At 62.2% G+C, this 15,108-nt stretch carries 13 protein-coding genes; 10 read left to right on the top strand and 3 right to left on the bottom strand.

What is annotated here, in order from left to right; genetic code table 11:
- Positions 1–17 precede the first annotated feature (17 nt).
- A complete protein-coding gene (lgt, locus tag PMI32_RS22920; protein ID WP_008026090.1) occupies positions 18–830 on the top strand; it encodes a prolipoprotein diacylglyceryl transferase in 813 nt (270 codons plus the stop codon).
- 48 nt (positions 831–878) lie between these two features.
- Positions 879–1,850 carry a thymidylate synthase gene (locus PMI32_RS22915; protein WP_008026091.1) on the top strand — a complete coding sequence of 324 codons (972 nt, stop codon included), beginning with the start codon at positions 879–881 and terminating at the stop codon, positions 1,848–1,850.
- 135 nt (positions 1,851–1,985) lie between these two features.
- Here the strand turns inward: PMI32_RS22915 and cadR are convergent, their stop codons facing one another.
- Entirely contained in the window at positions 1,986–2,435 is a 450-nt protein-coding gene (cadR, locus tag PMI32_RS22910; protein WP_008026092.1) for a Cd(II)/Pb(II)-responsive transcriptional regulator, read from the bottom strand.
- 84 nt (positions 2,436–2,519) lie between these two features.
- On the opposite strand from cadR, the gene PMI32_RS22905 reads away from it, so the two are divergent.
- The 7 genes from PMI32_RS22905 (at position 2,520) to PMI32_RS22875 (ending at position 11,627) form a co-directional block, all read left to right on the top strand.
- The gene (locus PMI32_RS22905) at positions 2,520–4,775 is read left to right on the top strand and encodes a heavy metal translocating P-type ATPase (protein ID WP_008026093.1); all 2,256 of its coding nucleotides are present in this window, start codon (positions 2,520–2,522) and stop codon (positions 4,773–4,775) included.
- Between the two features lie 16 nt (positions 4,776–4,791).
- Complete coding sequence (locus PMI32_RS22900; RefSeq protein ID WP_008026094.1) at positions 4,792–5,655, top strand: LysR family transcriptional regulator; 864 nt, start codon at positions 4,792–4,794, stop codon at positions 5,653–5,655.
- Positions 5,656–5,878: 223 nt separating this feature from the next.
- Positions 5,879–6,955 (top strand): putative 2-aminoethylphosphonate ABC transporter ATP-binding protein, encoded by a 1,077-nt coding sequence (locus tag PMI32_RS22895; protein WP_008026095.1) that lies wholly within the window; start codon positions 5,879–5,881, stop codon positions 6,953–6,955.
- Positions 6,955–8,679 carry a putative 2-aminoethylphosphonate ABC transporter permease subunit gene (locus PMI32_RS22890; RefSeq protein WP_008026096.1) on the top strand — a complete coding sequence of 575 codons (1,725 nt, stop codon included), beginning with the start codon at positions 6,955–6,957 and terminating at the stop codon, positions 8,677–8,679. The genes PMI32_RS22895 and PMI32_RS22890 overlap by 1 nt, the downstream gene beginning before the upstream one ends.
- Positions 8,680–8,719: 40 nt before the next feature.
- Positions 8,720–9,745, top strand: coding sequence for a putative 2-aminoethylphosphonate ABC transporter substrate-binding protein (locus tag PMI32_RS22885; protein ID WP_008026097.1), 1,026 nt, complete (start codon positions 8,720–8,722; stop codon positions 9,743–9,745).
- 191 nt (positions 9,746–9,936) lie between these two features.
- The gene (locus PMI32_RS22880) at positions 9,937–11,070 is read left to right on the top strand and encodes a TIGR03364 family FAD-dependent oxidoreductase (protein ID WP_008026098.1); all 1,134 of its coding nucleotides are present in this window, start codon (positions 9,937–9,939) and stop codon (positions 11,068–11,070) included.
- A complete protein-coding gene (locus tag PMI32_RS22875; protein ID WP_008026099.1) occupies positions 11,070–11,627 on the top strand; it encodes a phosphonate degradation HD-domain oxygenase in 558 nt (185 codons plus the stop codon). The genes PMI32_RS22880 and PMI32_RS22875 overlap by 1 nt, the downstream gene beginning before the upstream one ends.
- Positions 11,628–11,739: 112 nt before the next feature.
- Here the strand turns inward: PMI32_RS22875 and PMI32_RS22870 are convergent, their stop codons facing one another.
- Together PMI32_RS22870 and PMI32_RS22865 are read right to left on the bottom strand one after the other, a co-directional pair.
- Positions 11,740–13,116, bottom strand: a complete 1,377-nt coding sequence (locus PMI32_RS22870) for a GTPase/DUF3482 domain-containing protein (protein WP_008026100.1) — start codon at positions 13,114–13,116, stop codon at positions 11,740–11,742.
- Positions 13,109–14,479, bottom strand: a complete 1,371-nt coding sequence (locus tag PMI32_RS22865; RefSeq protein ID WP_008026101.1) for a DUF2868 domain-containing protein — start codon at positions 14,477–14,479, stop codon at positions 13,109–13,111. The genes PMI32_RS22870 and PMI32_RS22865 overlap by 8 nt, the downstream gene beginning before the upstream one ends.
- A 99-nt stretch (positions 14,480–14,578) precedes the next feature.
- Between PMI32_RS22865 and PMI32_RS22860 the strand changes: the two genes are divergently transcribed.
- A complete protein-coding gene (locus PMI32_RS22860; RefSeq protein WP_008026102.1) occupies positions 14,579–15,091 on the top strand; it encodes a dihydrofolate reductase in 513 nt (170 codons plus the stop codon).
- Positions 15,092–15,108: the final 17 nt, after the last annotated feature.

Genomic DNA, 15,108 nt, shown 5'->3' on the forward strand with positions numbered 1-15,108 from the left:
TCTAACGAGGAGTCGCAATGCTGCCTTACCCGCAGATCGACCCGGTGGCCCTGGCCATCGGTCCGCTGAAAATCCACTGGTACGGCTTGATGTACCTGATCGGCATCGGCGGTGCGTGGCTGCTGGCGTCGCGCCGGCTCAACCGTTTCGACCCGACCTGGACCAAGGAGAAGCTCTCCGACATGGTCTTCTGGATGTCGATGGGCGTTATCGTCGGCGGTCGCCTGGGCTATGTGCTGTTCTACGATCTGCACGCTTACCTGGCCAACCCGACGCTGATTTTCGAAGTGTGGAAGGGTGGCATGTCGTTCCACGGCGGCTTCATCGGCGTGATGCTGGCGGCGTTGTGGTTCGGTAAAAAGAACAACAAGTCGTTCTTCCAGCTGATGGACTTCGTCGCGCCGATGGTGCCGATCGGCCTGGGCGCCGGGCGTATCGGCAACTTCATCAACGCCGAATTGTGGGGCAAGGCGACCGACGTGCCGTGGGCGATGATCTTCCCGCCGTTCAGCGATCCGGCGCAGTTGCCGCGTCACCCGTCGCAGCTGTATCAGTTCGCGCTGGAAGGCGTCGCGCTGTTCCTGATCCTGTGGCTGTTTTCGCGCAAGCCACGGCCGACCATGGCGGTGTCCGGGATGTTCGCGCTGTTCTATGGCATCTTCCGTTTCATCGTCGAATTCGTCCGCGTACCGGACGCGCAACTGGGCTATCTGGCCTGGAACTGGCTGACCATGGGCCAGGTGCTCTGCGTGCCGATGATCGTCGGCGGGCTGTTCCTGATCTGGCTGGCGTATCACCGCGCCCCGGCGACTCCAGCGGCAGCCGTATAAATTCGAACCCCGGGGCTTTGGTCCCGGGTTCAAGGACACAGGTAACTCATGAAGCAATATCTCGAACTGGTCGCCCACGTCATCAAGAACGGCACCAAACAGGCCAACCGCACTGGCGTGAACACCATCAGCTTTCCGGGCGCGATGCTGCGTTATGACCTGCAAGAAGGTTTTCCGGCGATCACCACGCGCAAGATGGCCTTCAAATCGGCCATCGGCGAGATGTGCGGTTTTCTGCGTGGGGTGAACAACGCCGCCGAATTCCGTGCGCTGGGCTGCAAGGTCTGGGACCAGAACGCCAACGAAAACGCGCAATGGCTGGCCAACCCGTTCCGCCAGGGCGAAGACGACCTCGGCGAGATCTACGGCGTGCAATGGCGCAAGTGGCCGGCGTACAAGCAGATCCCGGTCAGCAACCAGGCCGCCATCGAGCAGACCCTGAAGCAAGGTTACCGCCAGATCGCTGAAGGCGAAGAGGACGGCCAGGCTTACGTGGTGCTGTACAAGGCGATCGACCAGATCCGCCAGTGCGTCGACACCATCATCAAGGACCCGGGCAGCCGCCGCATCCTGTTCCACGGCTGGAACGTTGCGCAGCTCGATGAAATGGCCCTGCCGCCGTGCCACCTGCTGTACCAGTTCCACCCGAATGTCGAGACCAAGGAAATTTCCCTGACCCTCTACATCCGCTCCAACGACCTGGGCCTGGGCACGCCGTTCAACCTCACCGAAGGCGCCGCGCTGTTGAGCCTGATCGGTCGCCTGACCGGTTATACGCCGCGCTGGTTCACCTATTTCATCGGTGACGCGCACGTCTACGAAAACCATCTGGACATGCTGAACGAACAGCTCAAGCGCGAGCCGTTCCCGATGCCGAAGCTGGTGATCAGTGATCGTGTGCCGGAGTTTGCCAAGACGGGCGTGTATCAGCCGGAGTGGCTGGAGTTGATCGAGCCGGGTGATTTTTCGCTTGAGGGTTATCAGCACCATGCGCCGATGACGGCGCCGATGGCGGTCTAAGCCTCAACACCGACCCCCTGTAGGAGCGAGCCTGCTCGCGATGAGTTCGAATGCGACGCGTGTTTTCAGACAGCACGCGTCATCGTTGACGACCATCGCGAGCAGGCTCGCTCCTACAGGGGGAAAGCGGTGTTCTTAATGGCCGTGACTGCGGCCCACATGCGAATGCTCAACCTCCGTCGCCACAACCCCGCCACTCACTTCCAACCGCTGCAAAATCCCGCACTGATCAATCTCCGGCCCTTCGCCACAGCGTTGGCGCAGGTCGAGCAGTTGTGCCTGTAACGCCAGCAAGCCGTCGATCCGCGCCTTGACGTGATGAATGTGCTCGTCGATCAGCGCATTCACGCTTTCACATTGATCCTGCGGACTGTCGCGCAAGGCCAGCAGGCTGCGGATTTCCTCGAGCGTCATGTCGAGGGTGCGGCAGTTGCGGATGAAGGTCAGGCGCTCGGCATGGGCCTGGGTGTAGACGCGGTAGTTGCCGTCGCTGCGGGCCGGCTCCGGCAGCAGGTTTTCGCGCTCGTAGTAGCGAATGGTTTCCACGGCGCAGTCCGTGAGCCTGGCCAGTTCTCCGATCTTCATGACGGCAATCTCCAAAAGGGTGCTTGACCCTATAGTGGCTACAGGGTCTTTACTTGGCAACAGGCACCTTATGGACGCGACCTGATGAGCGATTCCCGACACGATCACACACACGAGGCTGGTCACAGCCACAAACTGCAGCCTGTACAGAAACATGACCATGGCGGTCACGGGGATTCCTGCTGTTCTTCCAAAGCAGCGGCGCCGTCGCTGATCAAGCTCAGCGAAACGTCCACCGCCAACGCGCAGCTGAGCAGTTTCCGCATCGACGCGATGGACTGCCCGACCGAGCAGACGCTGATCCAGAACAAACTGGGCAAGCTCGCCGGTGTGCAGCAGCTGGAGTTCAACCTGATCAACCGCGTGTTGGGCGTCACTCATGACTTGCCGAGCACCGCGCCGATCATCGACGCGATCAAGTCGCTGGGCATGGTTGCCGAGCCGTTGGAGCAGGGCGTCGAAGCACCCGCCCCGGCACCTGAGAAAAAACCGTGGTGGCCACTGGCACTGTCCGGCGTGACCGCGCTCGCTGCCGAAGTGATCCACTTCACCGACGCAGCACCCAACTGGGTCGTGGCGGTTATCGCGCTGGTCTCGATCCTCAGCGGCGGCCTCAGCACTTACAAAAAGGGCTGGATCGCCCTGAAAAACCTCAACCTCAACATCAACGCGTTGATGAGCATCGCGGTGACCGGCGCGATCCTGATCGGGCAGTGGCCAGAAGCGGCGATGGTGATGTTCCTGTTCACCGTGGCCGAGTTGATCGAGGCCAAGTCCCTGGACCGTGCGCGCAACGCTATCAGCGGTTTGATGCAGATGACCCCGGAGCAGGCCACGGTGTTGCAGGCTGATGGCAGTTGGGTTTTGCAGGACGTCAAAACCATCGAGCTGGGCGCGCGGGTGCGCGTGCGGCCCGGCGAGCGGATCGGCCTGGACGGTGAAGTGGTGGCGGGCAGTTCAACCATCGATCAGGCACCGATCACGGGTGAAAGCCTGCCGGTCGAGAAGACGCTTGGCGACAAGGTTTTCGCCGGGACCATCAATCAGGCGGGTTCTCTGGAGTATTCCGTCACCGCCGCCGCCAACAATTCGACCCTGGCGCGGATCATCCACGCCGTCGAACAGGCGCAAGGCGCACGGGCACCGACTCAGCGTTTCGTTGACCAGTTTTCAAAAATCTACACACCGGCCGTATTCGCCCTGGCTCTGGCCGTCGCGGTAATTCCGCCGCTGTTCATGGGTGCAGTCTGGTTCGACTGGATCTATCGCGCGTTGGTACTGCTGGTGGTCGCTTGTCCGTGTGCGCTGGTGATCTCGACGCCAGTGACCATCGTCAGCGGCCTCGCGGCGGCGGCGCGCAAGGGGATTCTGGTCAAGGGCGGCGTTTATCTGGAGGGCGGTTACAAGCTCGATTACCTGGCGCTGGATAAGACCGGCACGATCACCCACGGCAAACCGGTGCAGACCGATTACCTGTCGCTTGACCCAACCGCTGATGCCTCGGCACCGGGAATTGCGGCGGCATTGGCCGTGCGCTCGGACCACCCGGTGTCGCTGGCCATTGCCAACGCCGCTGTGGATAAAGCCTTTGCACCGCTCGTTGTGGATAACTTCGAAGCCCTGGCCGGTCGCGGGGTACGCGGTGAAATCAACGGTCAGGTCTACCACTTGGGCAACCACCGTTTGGTCGAAGAGCTGAACCTGTGCTCGCCCGCCTTGGAAGAAAAGCTGTTTGCGCTGGAAAAACAGGGCAAGTCGGTGGTGTTGCTGCTCGACAAATCCGGCCCGCTGGCGCTGTTCGCCGTGGCCGATACGGTCAAGGAATCCAGCCGCGAAGCGATCCAGCAACTGCATGACCTGGGCATCAAAACCCTGATGCTCACTGGCGACAACGTCCACACCGCCCAGGCGATTGCCGCACAAGTCGGCATCGACGAAGCCAAGGGCGATCTGCTGCCCACCGATAAACTGCAAGCCATCGAAGCCCTTTATGCACAGGGCCATAGCGTCGGCATGGTCGGTGATGGCATCAACGATGCCCCGGCACTGGCCCGGGCAGAAATCGGTTTTGCGATGGCTGCCGCCGGTACCGATACCGCCATCGAAACCGCCGATGTCGCCCTGATGGACGACGATCTGCGCAAAATCCCCACGTTCATCCGCCTGTCGCGGCAGACGTCGAGCATCCTCAAACAGAACATCGCCCTCGCTTTGGTCATCAAGGCTATCTTTCTTGGGGTAACCTTCGCCGGGATCGCCACCATGTGGATGGCGGTGTTCGCTGACATGGGCGTGAGCCTGTTGGTGGTGTTCAACGGTTTGCGCCTGTTGCGCAAGTAAGTGATGAGGAGCGGGTGTGCTGAGTGCCGAGCTGAAGGCGTTTTACATGGTGGCCCGTCTGGGCAGCATTACCCTGGCGGCGAAAAAGCTCGGCCTGAGCCAGCCCACCGTGACCACGCAAATCCGCAATCTGGAAAGCCAGTACTCGGTTGAACTGTTCTACCGTGGCGGTCGCCGCCTCAGCGTCAGTGATGAAGGTGCGCGGCTGCTGCCGATGGTCAAGACGCTGTTGCAGCAGGAAGCCGACATCGAGTTTTTCCTGCGTAACAGCGGCCAGGTCCAGGGCACTTTGCGCATCGCCGCCACGGCGCCGTATTACATCCTCGATCTGGTGAAGACCTTCCGCGAGCGCTTGCCGCAGGTGGAAGTGTCGGTGGAGATCGGCAACTCTCAGCAGGTGCTGGAAGCGTTGGAGGATTACCGGGTGGATGTCGCCGCGTCCTCGCAGCTGCTCGATGATGCGCGACTGATTCGGCGGGTGCTCGGCAGCGATCCGCTGGTGTTGGCGGTGCATCGCAATCATCCGTTGGCGGTGCACGATCATGTGCCGCTTAGCGCGTTGGCCGGGCACACGTTGTTGATGCGCGAGTCAGGCTCGACCACTCGGCGCCTGACCGAAGAATTGCTAGCCAGCGCCGGGGTGAGTTTCGGGCCGTTGCTGGAGATCGGCAGCCGTGAATCGATCCGCGAAGCGGTGCTGCGCAACATCGGGATCAGCATCATTGCCCGGCAGGAAGTGCCGCACGATCCGCAGCTGCGTGTGCTGACCATCGAGAATGCGCCGCAGATTCCAGAGTATTTGTACTGCCTCAAGGAACGCAAAGGCGCGCGGTTGCCGGCGGCGTTCCTGGGGTTGGCGCAGGAAATGGCCCCGGCCTGAGTTTTGCGGTGACTCTGAGGGCCTCTTCGCGGGCAAGCCTCGCTCCTACAGGGGAACGCATTTCTCTGTAGGAGCGAGGCTTGCCCGCGAAGGCGCCAGACCAGTCACCATTAACCCCAACCAAAATCCTTGAATACCACTATCAGCCGTTTTGGCCTCACTGCCACATGACGGACGCATTACATCCCTAGGATGGCCTTCATCTGCTTGATGAGGCCCGTCCATGAACCACTCGATCGCAACTGCCCTGACCAACCCCGGTGCCCCGATGAAGGTGCGCGGCGTGCAGAAACGCTTCGGCGCTTTCACTGCGCTGGATAACGTTTCCCTCGACGTGGCGGCCGGTGAACTGGTGTGTCTGCTGGGGCCGTCGGGCTGTGGCAAGACCACCTTGCTGCGTTGCATCGCCGGTCTGGAGAAACAGGACAGCGGCGAGTTGTACCTCGGTGATCGCGACGTTTCGCACCTGGCACCTCAGGCGCGGGACTACGGCATTCTGTTCCAGTCCTACGCGTTGTTCCCCAATCTCACCGTCGAAGCGAACATTGCCTACGGCCTCGCCGGCAGCGGTCGCGACGAAGTGCGCAAGCGCGTCGGTCAGATGCTGGAACTGGTCGGCCTGACCGGCAGTGAGAAAAAGTACCCCGGTCAATTGTCCGGCGGTCAGCAGCAACGTGTCGCACTGGCCCGCGCCCTGGCGCCGGCGCCTTCGTTGTTGTTGCTGGACGAGCCAATGTCCGCCCTCGATGCCCGGGTCCGCGAGCACCTGTGCACCGAATTGCGCCAACTGCAGCGCAGCCTCGGCATCACCACGCTGATGGTCACCCACAATCAGGACGAGGCCATGCTGATGGCCGACCGCATCGCCGTGATGAACAACGGCAAGGTCGAGCAGTACGCCACGCCGCAGGAAATCTACGACCGCCCGGCCACGCCGTTCGTGGCGGAGTTTGTCGGCCAGGGCAACTGGCTGCCCTTCCAGCGCAGCAGCGACAGTCATGCACAGGTCGGCGGGATGAACATGCGCCTGGCGGATGGCAGCGCGAAAACCGCGTCGGGTCGTTTGTTCTGCCGGCCCGAGGCGATCAACGTCAACCCGCTGGTGCATGAAGAAAACCTGTTCCCGGCCAAGGTTCGTGAAATCACCTTTCTCGGCAATCGCTGCCGCATGAGCTTCGAGCTCGATCAACTGCCGGGCCACGCGTTGCTGGCAGAACTGGCGCCGGAAGCCATGCCACGCCTCGGCGCACAGCAGATCATGGTCGCCTTGCCGCCGCGCAGCCTGCAGGTGTTCGCCTGATGAGCGCGAACATCGCGCTGCCGATACCGCACAAGCAGGTTCGGCAGACCTCCCGTGCCGAGATCGGCGACCGGGTGTTCGTGGTCGGCGGCAAAGTCCTTTTATTGGTGTTGCTCGGCGTCGCGGTGCTGATGCCGTTGCTGGCGATCTTCTGGCGTGGCTTCAGTTCGGAGGCCGGGCAGGGCGGTGGTCTGGTGGCTGCCCGTGAACTGGTCACCAGTGCGAATTTCCACTGGTTGCTCGGCAATAGCCTGAAAGTGTCCCTCAGCGTCGCGGCGATTGTCGTACCGCTGGCCTACCTCTTTGCCTACGCGCTGCAACGCACCCTGATTCCGGGCAAAGGTATCTGGCGTGGCATGTCGCTGTTGCCATTGATGGCGCCGTCGATGTTGCCGGGCATTGCGCTGGTTTATCTGTTCGGTAACCAAGGCATGTTGCGCGGTTTGCTTTCGGACAATATCTACGGCTTCTGGGGCATTGTTCTGGGCGAGGTCATCTACACCTTCCCACACGCCTTGATGATTCTGCTGTCGGCGCTGTCCCTGGCGGATGCGCGACTGTTCGATGCCGCCTCCAGCATGGGCGCCAGTCCGGCGAAAGCCTTCCGCAGCATCACCTGGCCGGCGACGCGTCAGGCGGTGTTCGCCGCGTTCTGCCTCGTCTTCACCCTGACCATCACCGATTTCGGCGTGCCCGTGGTGGTCGGTGGCGACTATCAGGTGCTGGCGCTGGAAGCCTACAAAGCCGTGGTCGGTCAGCAACAATTCGGTCGCGGTGCATTGATCGGCATGGTCCTGCTGCTGCCGGCGCTGTTCAGCTTTGGTGTCGATGCGTGGTTACGTCGGCGTCACGGCGATTCCATGAGCGGTCGGGCGCAGGTCTTTCAACCGGCACCGTCGAAACTGCGCGACGGCTGCTACCTGGCCATCGTGCTGCTGATCTGTGCGGTGTTGCTGCTGGTGTTTGGCATGGCGGTGTTCTCGTCGCTGGTGAAATTCTGGCCGTACAACCTGTCGCTGTCGCTCAGCCATTACCAGTTCAACGATACGGCGGGCGGCGGTTGGCTGGCCTACGGCAACAGCGTGAAGATGGCCCTGTGCACGGCGTTGATCGGCAGCGTGCTGATCTTCACCGGCGCCTACCTGATGGAAAAAACCAAGGGCCAGCGCGGACTGAATCTGACATTGCGCATGCTCAGTTTCGTACCGATGGCGGTGCCGGGTCTGGTGCTGGGCCTGGGTTATGTCTTCTTCTTCAACCTCAGCGACAACCCGCTGCATGTGCTCTACGGGACCATGACCCTGCTGGTGGTCTGCACCATTGCTCACTATTTGACCACCGCGCAAATGACCGCGACCACGGCGTTGCGCCAACTCGACGCCGAGTTCGAAGCCGCCGCGCTGTCGCTCAAGGCGCCGCTGTACCGGCATTACCTGCGGGTCACCGTGCCGATCTGCATGCCGGCGCTGCTGGACATCGTGCGCTACCTGTTCGTCTCGGCCATGACCACCGTTTCGGCGGCGATCTTCCTCTACAGCCCCGACACCATCCTCGCAGCGGTGGCGGTACTGAACATGGACGACGCCGGCAACGTCGGCGGCGCGGCGGCGATGTCGACCCTGATTCTGTTCACCTCGGCGGGCGTGTCCCTGCTGCTGGCCTGGGCCTCGCGCGGTTTGCTGCGCCGCTCCCAAGCCTGGCGGCAAACCGCGCCCGGTCACTGATTTCCACTCCCGCAACCTCAACTCAAAACAGGAAAAGATCATGTTCAAGCCCCTGGCCCTGGCCGCTGCTGTCCTCACCGCTTTCAGCCTGAACGCCTTCGCGGCGAAAACCGAGTTGACGGTGTACACCGCCCTCGAAGCCGAACAACTGAAGACCTACAAAGAAGCCTTCGAAAAAGCCAACCCGGACGTCGAGATCAAGTGGGTGCGTGATTCCACCGGCATCATCACCGCCAAACTGCTGGCCGAAAAAGCCCGCCCGCAGGCTGACGCCGTCTGGGGCCTGGCGGCGTCGAGCCTGGCGATTCTCGATCAGCAAGGCATGCTGCAAAGCTACGCGCCGAAGGACCTCGGCAAGATCGGCGGCAACTACCGCGACGCCGCCAACCCGCCAGCCTGGGTTGGCATGGACGTGTGGGCCGCGACCATTTGCTTCAACACCGTCGAAGCGGAGAAGCAGGGTTTGACCAAACCCGTGAGCTGGCAGGACCTGACCAAGCCTGAGTACAAAGGCAAAATCGTGATGCCGAACCCGACCTCGTCCGGCACCGGTTTCCTCGACGTCAGCGCCTGGCTGCAAACCTTCGGCGAGAAGCAGGGCTGGCAGTACATGGACGACCTGCACCAGAACATCGGCCAGTACGTTCACTCCGGTTCCAAGCCTTGCAAACTGGCAGCGGCGGGTGAATTCCCGATTGGTATTTCCTTTGAATACCCGGCTGTTCAGTTGAAGCGCCAGGGCGCACCGCTGGACATCATCCTGCCGAAAGAAGGCCTGGGTTGGGAGATCGAAGCAACGGCTGTGATCAAGGGCACACCGCATGAAGACGCGGCGAAGAAACTGGCAGACTTCTCGGCCAGCCCTGCGGCGATGGAGCTGTACAAAGAGAACTTCGCCGTCCTCGCTCAGCCGGGTATCGCCAAGCCGCAGACTGAATTGCCAGCGGATTACGAGCAGCGCCTGATCAAGAACGACTTCGCCTGGGCGTCGAAGAATCGCGACGAAATCCTGACCGAGTGGCGCAAGCGCTATGACGGCAAGTCCGAGAAAGTGGCTGCCAAGTAAGATCTTTATTGGCTGACATGGCCTCATCGCGAGCAGGCTCACTCCTACATTAGATTTCCAGTGGATGGAGATTGGGGGGGAACCTGCTTTCACATTAGATCTCCAGTGGATGGAGATTCAGGGTTATCCCCGATCAAATGTGGGAGTGAGCCTGCTCGCGATAGCGGTCTTGAATTCAGGACAAAATCCTCATGACACAACACAACGACCTGCTGATCGTAGGCGCCGGCATCCTCGGCTTGTCCCACGCCTACGCCGCCGCCAGGCGCGGCTTGAAAGTCACGGTTTTTGAACGCAGCGAAACGCCCTTGGGCGCCTCGGTGCGCAACTTTGGCCAGGCTCTCGTCACCGGCCAACCACCAGGCCCGATGCTCGAACTGGCCAAAGCCAGCCGCGAGATCTGGGGCCAATGGGCGCAACTGGCCGGCCTGCAACTCAAGCGCAACGGCTCATACCTGTTTGCCCGCACAGAAGCCGAAGAACACCTGCTGGAAGTATTTTGCGCCGGCCGCGCCGTGGAACACGATTACCGCGTCGAGCTGTTGCGCGGTGCCGCATTGCGCGATCTGTACGGCGGCCAATTCCGCCATCACCGCGCTGCGCTGCACGGGATGGACGATCAGCAACTGTATTCCCGCGAAGCAATCCCGGCGTTGATCGATTACCTGCGCCGCGAAATGAACGTCGAGTTTCACTTCTCCACCCTCGTGCGCGACATCGAACCGGGCCGCTTGCACAGCACCGCCGGCACCTTCAACGCCGAGCACATCATCGTCTGCTCCGGTCACGATTATCAGACCTTGCTGGCCGAGTCGATTGCCGCGCTCAACCCGCAAATCTGCCGCCTGCAAATGCTCCGCGCCCGCCCGCAGATCAACCTCAACCTGCAACATGCGCTGCTCACCGGTTTGAGTTGTGTGCATTACGGCGCCTTCGCCGATCTGCCGGAAGCAGCGGCAGTGCAGGCGCAGATCCTGCGCGAGCAACCGCACCTGCACGAAAACGGCATTCACCTGCTGATCAGCCCGACACCTCACGGCGAGCTGATCATCGGCGATTCCCACCACTACGGCAGTGATCCGTCACCGTTCAATGCCGAGCAGGTGGATGACTGGATGATCGAACTGGCTGAGCAGACGCTGGGCTGCAAAGTGCAAGTGGTCGAGCGCTGGCAGGGGGTCTATGGTTCCCGAGGGCCAGGACCGTTTTCGTTCCTGCGGCCGATGCCGGGCGTGAGCGTGGCACTGATGCACACCGGCGTCGGCATGAGTGTCGGGCCGGCAATGGCCGAACGTAATGTCGCGACGTTATTGGGAGAGCGTTGATGGACCGCAAAACGCAAGTGATCGACGAGGTGTTTGGGCTGTATGAGCGCTTTGGCGACAGCGATTACATCGGCGAGCCGGTGTCGCAGATCGAGCACATGTCCCAGGCCGCACAACTGGCCATGGCGGAAGGCTTCGATGATGAAGTGGTGCTGGCGGCGTTCTTCCACGACATCGGGCACATCTGCGCCGACAGCGCGCCGAACATGGGCGGCTTCGGCGTGGTCAGCCACGAGCGGCTGGGCGCCGATTACCTGCGTCGCGCAGGTTTCAGTGAACGCATGGCGCGGCTGGTGGAATACCACGTTCAGGCCAAGCGTTATCTGACACTCAAAACGCCTGGGTACTACGAGCGACTGAGTGAAGCCAGCCGTCGGACCCTGGAGTATCAGGGCGGGGTGATGACCGAGGCTGAGGCTGAGGCTTTCGAACAGGATCCGTTGTGCGCCGTCAGTTTGCGCATGCGGCACTGGGATGAGTTGGCCAAGGAAATGTGGGTGCCGGTGATTGATCTCGACGTTTTGAAGGAGAAGGCGTTGCGGCTGTTGGCGGCGTAGACACCTGGAACCGAGTTGCGCCCATCGCGAGCAGGCTCGCTCCCACAGGGGAACGCGTACTCCTTGTGGGAGTGAGCCTGCTCGCGATGGGGTCAGAGCCGACGCCGCAAATTCAGAGCTGCTGCGCCAACACCTCGATCTGCTCCTGCCGCTCCGCCTGATTCAACTTCGCGTGTGGATTCAGCGACGACCACTGCGGATGTGCCCGAGCCTTGTTCAGGGCTTCGGGCAGTTTGCCTTCGCGCCAGCTCTTGTCCTGTGGCGTAGCGACCTGGATGCTGTCCATCGCCGCATGCCCACGCGCATTCAGCGCCTGAAGCAACTGCCGCTGCCGTAATGCCAACAACCGCAACACGCTGTCATCGACCGTCAATTCACGCTGGCCTTTAATCTTGCCCAGCAACCGGCTGCCGTAACTGCGCGCGGTTTGCAGGGCGCCGCCGGCAATCGCGCCGGCCAACGCCGCCGCGCCGAGGGTCAAGCCGCCGACCAGCAAATCCACCCCGGCCCCGGCGGCCGCACCCGCCGCGATGCCGCCGCCGACGCGCACGCCCAGTTGCTTGAGGGTTTCCGGGTTGAACAGGTCATCACCCCAGCGGCCATCGAGCAGCGGCAGATCACTGGCTGCCGCGTCTTGCGGGCGGAAGGCGTAGAGCTTGAGCAGCGCCTCGACACAACGCTGTTCCCGTTGGCGAACGGCTTTGCGCAGTTCGCTGATCGCCTGTTGTTCCTGCTTGGCGTCGCTGACCACGCTGCACCGACACGCCGCACAATCGATCAACAATTCGGCAATCAACCGCGCCGCGCTTTGTTGCCGGGCCAGACGCTGGGCCTGTTGATCGGCGATCAAGCGTTCCAGTTGCTCGCGAGAATTTTCCAGCAACAGCGCGAGGCTTTCATAAAGCCGCCGCTCGCCATCCTCCGGCGGCGCCACGCTGTCGAAACGCACCAGGGCATGCAAACCCAGACGCGCCAACGCTTCACGCCAATCCGGCTCGCGGTGGTTGGCGCTGCTGACGAAATTCAGCACCGGTAGCAACGGTTTGCCGCAGCTGGCCAGCACTTCCAGTTCGTCGCGGTACTTGGAAAGCACCGGTTCGCGGGCGTCGATCACATAGAGGCCGGCGTCGCAGGTGAGCAGTTGCCGCAGCACCTTGGCTTCCTGTTCGAACCGCTGCCGCGCTTCGCTGCCTTCAAGAAAACGCGCCAGTCGCGCCGGACCGTCGAGGCGTTCACCGGGGCGTTCCAGGCGTTCGAGGTAGTCGAGCAGGGCGATGGCGTCTTCCAGGCCCGGCGTGTCGAACAGGTCGAGCAAGGGCTCGCCGTCCACCGACAACCGCGCGCCTTCGACGTGCCGCGTGGTGCTCGGGCGATGGGAGACTTCGCCGAAACCGACATCACGGGTCAGCGTGCGCAGCAACGAGGTTTTGCCGACGTTGGTGTGACCGACCACGGCGAGCTTCAACGGCGCTTTCCACGGATTAGTCATGACCGGTCTCCAGCCAGTTCAGCGGCGCGCAATCGGCGAAGGGCAGCTCCAACTGTTGCAGCGCCACGTGCCAGTCGCCGAGGCGCTCGGCATCCAACGCTTCGCCGGGCGGCGCTTGCAGCAACCAGACGCGGGTGGCGCTGGCGTTGCGGGCCAGTTCGGCGATCAGCGCGAGGCTGCCGCGGTCCGGCGAACGCCTTGGATCGCAGGCGATGGCCAGGCGGGCCGGGGGGAAACGGCTGAGTTGTTCCAAGAGTTTGTGGCGCGATTCGCGACTGTCGAGGACGCCCGCGTCGTTCACGGTTTTCGGCAGCGGTGGCGGCCATGGCCGTTGATCGTCCAGCTCGATGGCCACCAGCAACGCGCCGTCGCTTTGCAGTTCGCTGACGCCGCTTTCCACGTGATGAAGCTGCGCAGGTGCCGCATCGCTGATGCCCAGGCGTTCGCTGGTGGGCATCAGGCGTTCGCGCAGTTGCGCGTAACCGGGCAGGTTCAGGTCCAGACGTAATCTGGCGCGACCACTTTTCCAGCGCCACAGGCACAACAGCGCCAACAACAACCTCGGCAAAACCCCGTAGACCAGCAATACGCCCACCAGCCACGCGGCCCAGGCCTGACGAGCGCTTTCAATGTTCAGTGCGGCATCGCCACTGGCGCGGATCATTTCCACGGTGGGCACGCTGAAACCCAACAGAGCCGGCAGGGCGCCCAGAGCCTGAGTCATGACGACGAACGTGTCGCCGCCAAGGATGGTGGTTTCCCAGACGAAGCCGTAGCGCCGGGTCGCCATCAGCATCAGCACAATCACCAACGCACTGAGCATCACCAGCAACCACAAGCCATTGACCAGCACACCGAGCGCCCAGCGATTGAGTTTCTGTCGTTGCAGCAGCAACAGCAGGGCGGGCGCCAGTTGCGCGGCTTTGGCGTCGCGGGCGAGTTTTTCGCTGAGCCACAACCACAAGCGTCCCAGCGTCGCGCCGTGCTCACCGGCAAACACCAGGCCCAGCGCCCAGCTCAGCAGCAGAATCAGGTTCAGCCCGAGCAAGCTGCCCAAGGCCCAAAACACATTGACCGGCGTTTGCCCGTCGCCCAGCGCGGCAAACGCCAGGCCGGCGCCGCTGACCACGGCCAGCACGGCCAACACCAACAGCGCCAGTCGCGCACCTTGCAGCCAATGCCTGAGTGCTTCGGTCAGTCCATCGCGCTGGGCCAGCCATAAGGCGCGGCGCGAAATCCGTGTCGGCAGATCGCCGCCCGCCGTGCGAGCCACTCGGTTGGCTTCCAGATCATCCAGAGGGCCGGCATGTTCTTCGCGCAGGCGAATGGTTTCCGTCAGCCAGAGGGTATTCAGTTCAGTCACGCGGCATCCCGTCGCTCAATTGAGTTGTGAGCATAACCGCTGTCGCGCTTGTCGGGGGGCTACGTTGCGAGAAGCGGAGCCTCTGGTATCCTCGCCGGCATGACTAAATCACTCCCCCTCAGCCTGATCGCAGCCCTCGGTGAAAACCGTGTGATCGGCGTCGACAACAGCATGCCCTGGCACTTGCCGGGGGACTTCAAATACTTCAAGGCCACCACCTTGGGCAAGCCGATCATCATGGGTCGCAAGACCTGGGATTCCCTCGGTCGCCCGCTGCCGGGCCGGTTGAACATCGTGGTCAGCCGTCAGGCGGATCTGGTGCTGGAAGGCGCGGAGGTTTATCCGTCGCTGGAGGCTGCCGTGGTTCGCGCGGAAGAATGGGCGAAAGAGCAGGGCGTTGATGAGTTGATGTTGATTGGCGGGGCGCAGTTGTATGCGCAGGGGTTGGCGCAGGCTGATCGGTTGTATCTGACGCGCGTGGCACTGAGCCCGGAAGGGGATGCGTGGTTTCCGGAGTTTGATTTGAAGCAGTGGAAGCTGGTGTCGAATGTGCCGAATCCGGCTGAAGGCGACAAACCTGCGTACAACTTCGAGGTTTGGGAAAAAATCTAAAAGCATCGCCAGCAGGC

The organism is Pseudomonas sp. GM60, assembly GCF_000282415.1.
Lineage (GTDB): Bacteria > Pseudomonadota > Gammaproteobacteria > Pseudomonadales > Pseudomonadaceae > Aquipseudomonas > Aquipseudomonas migulae.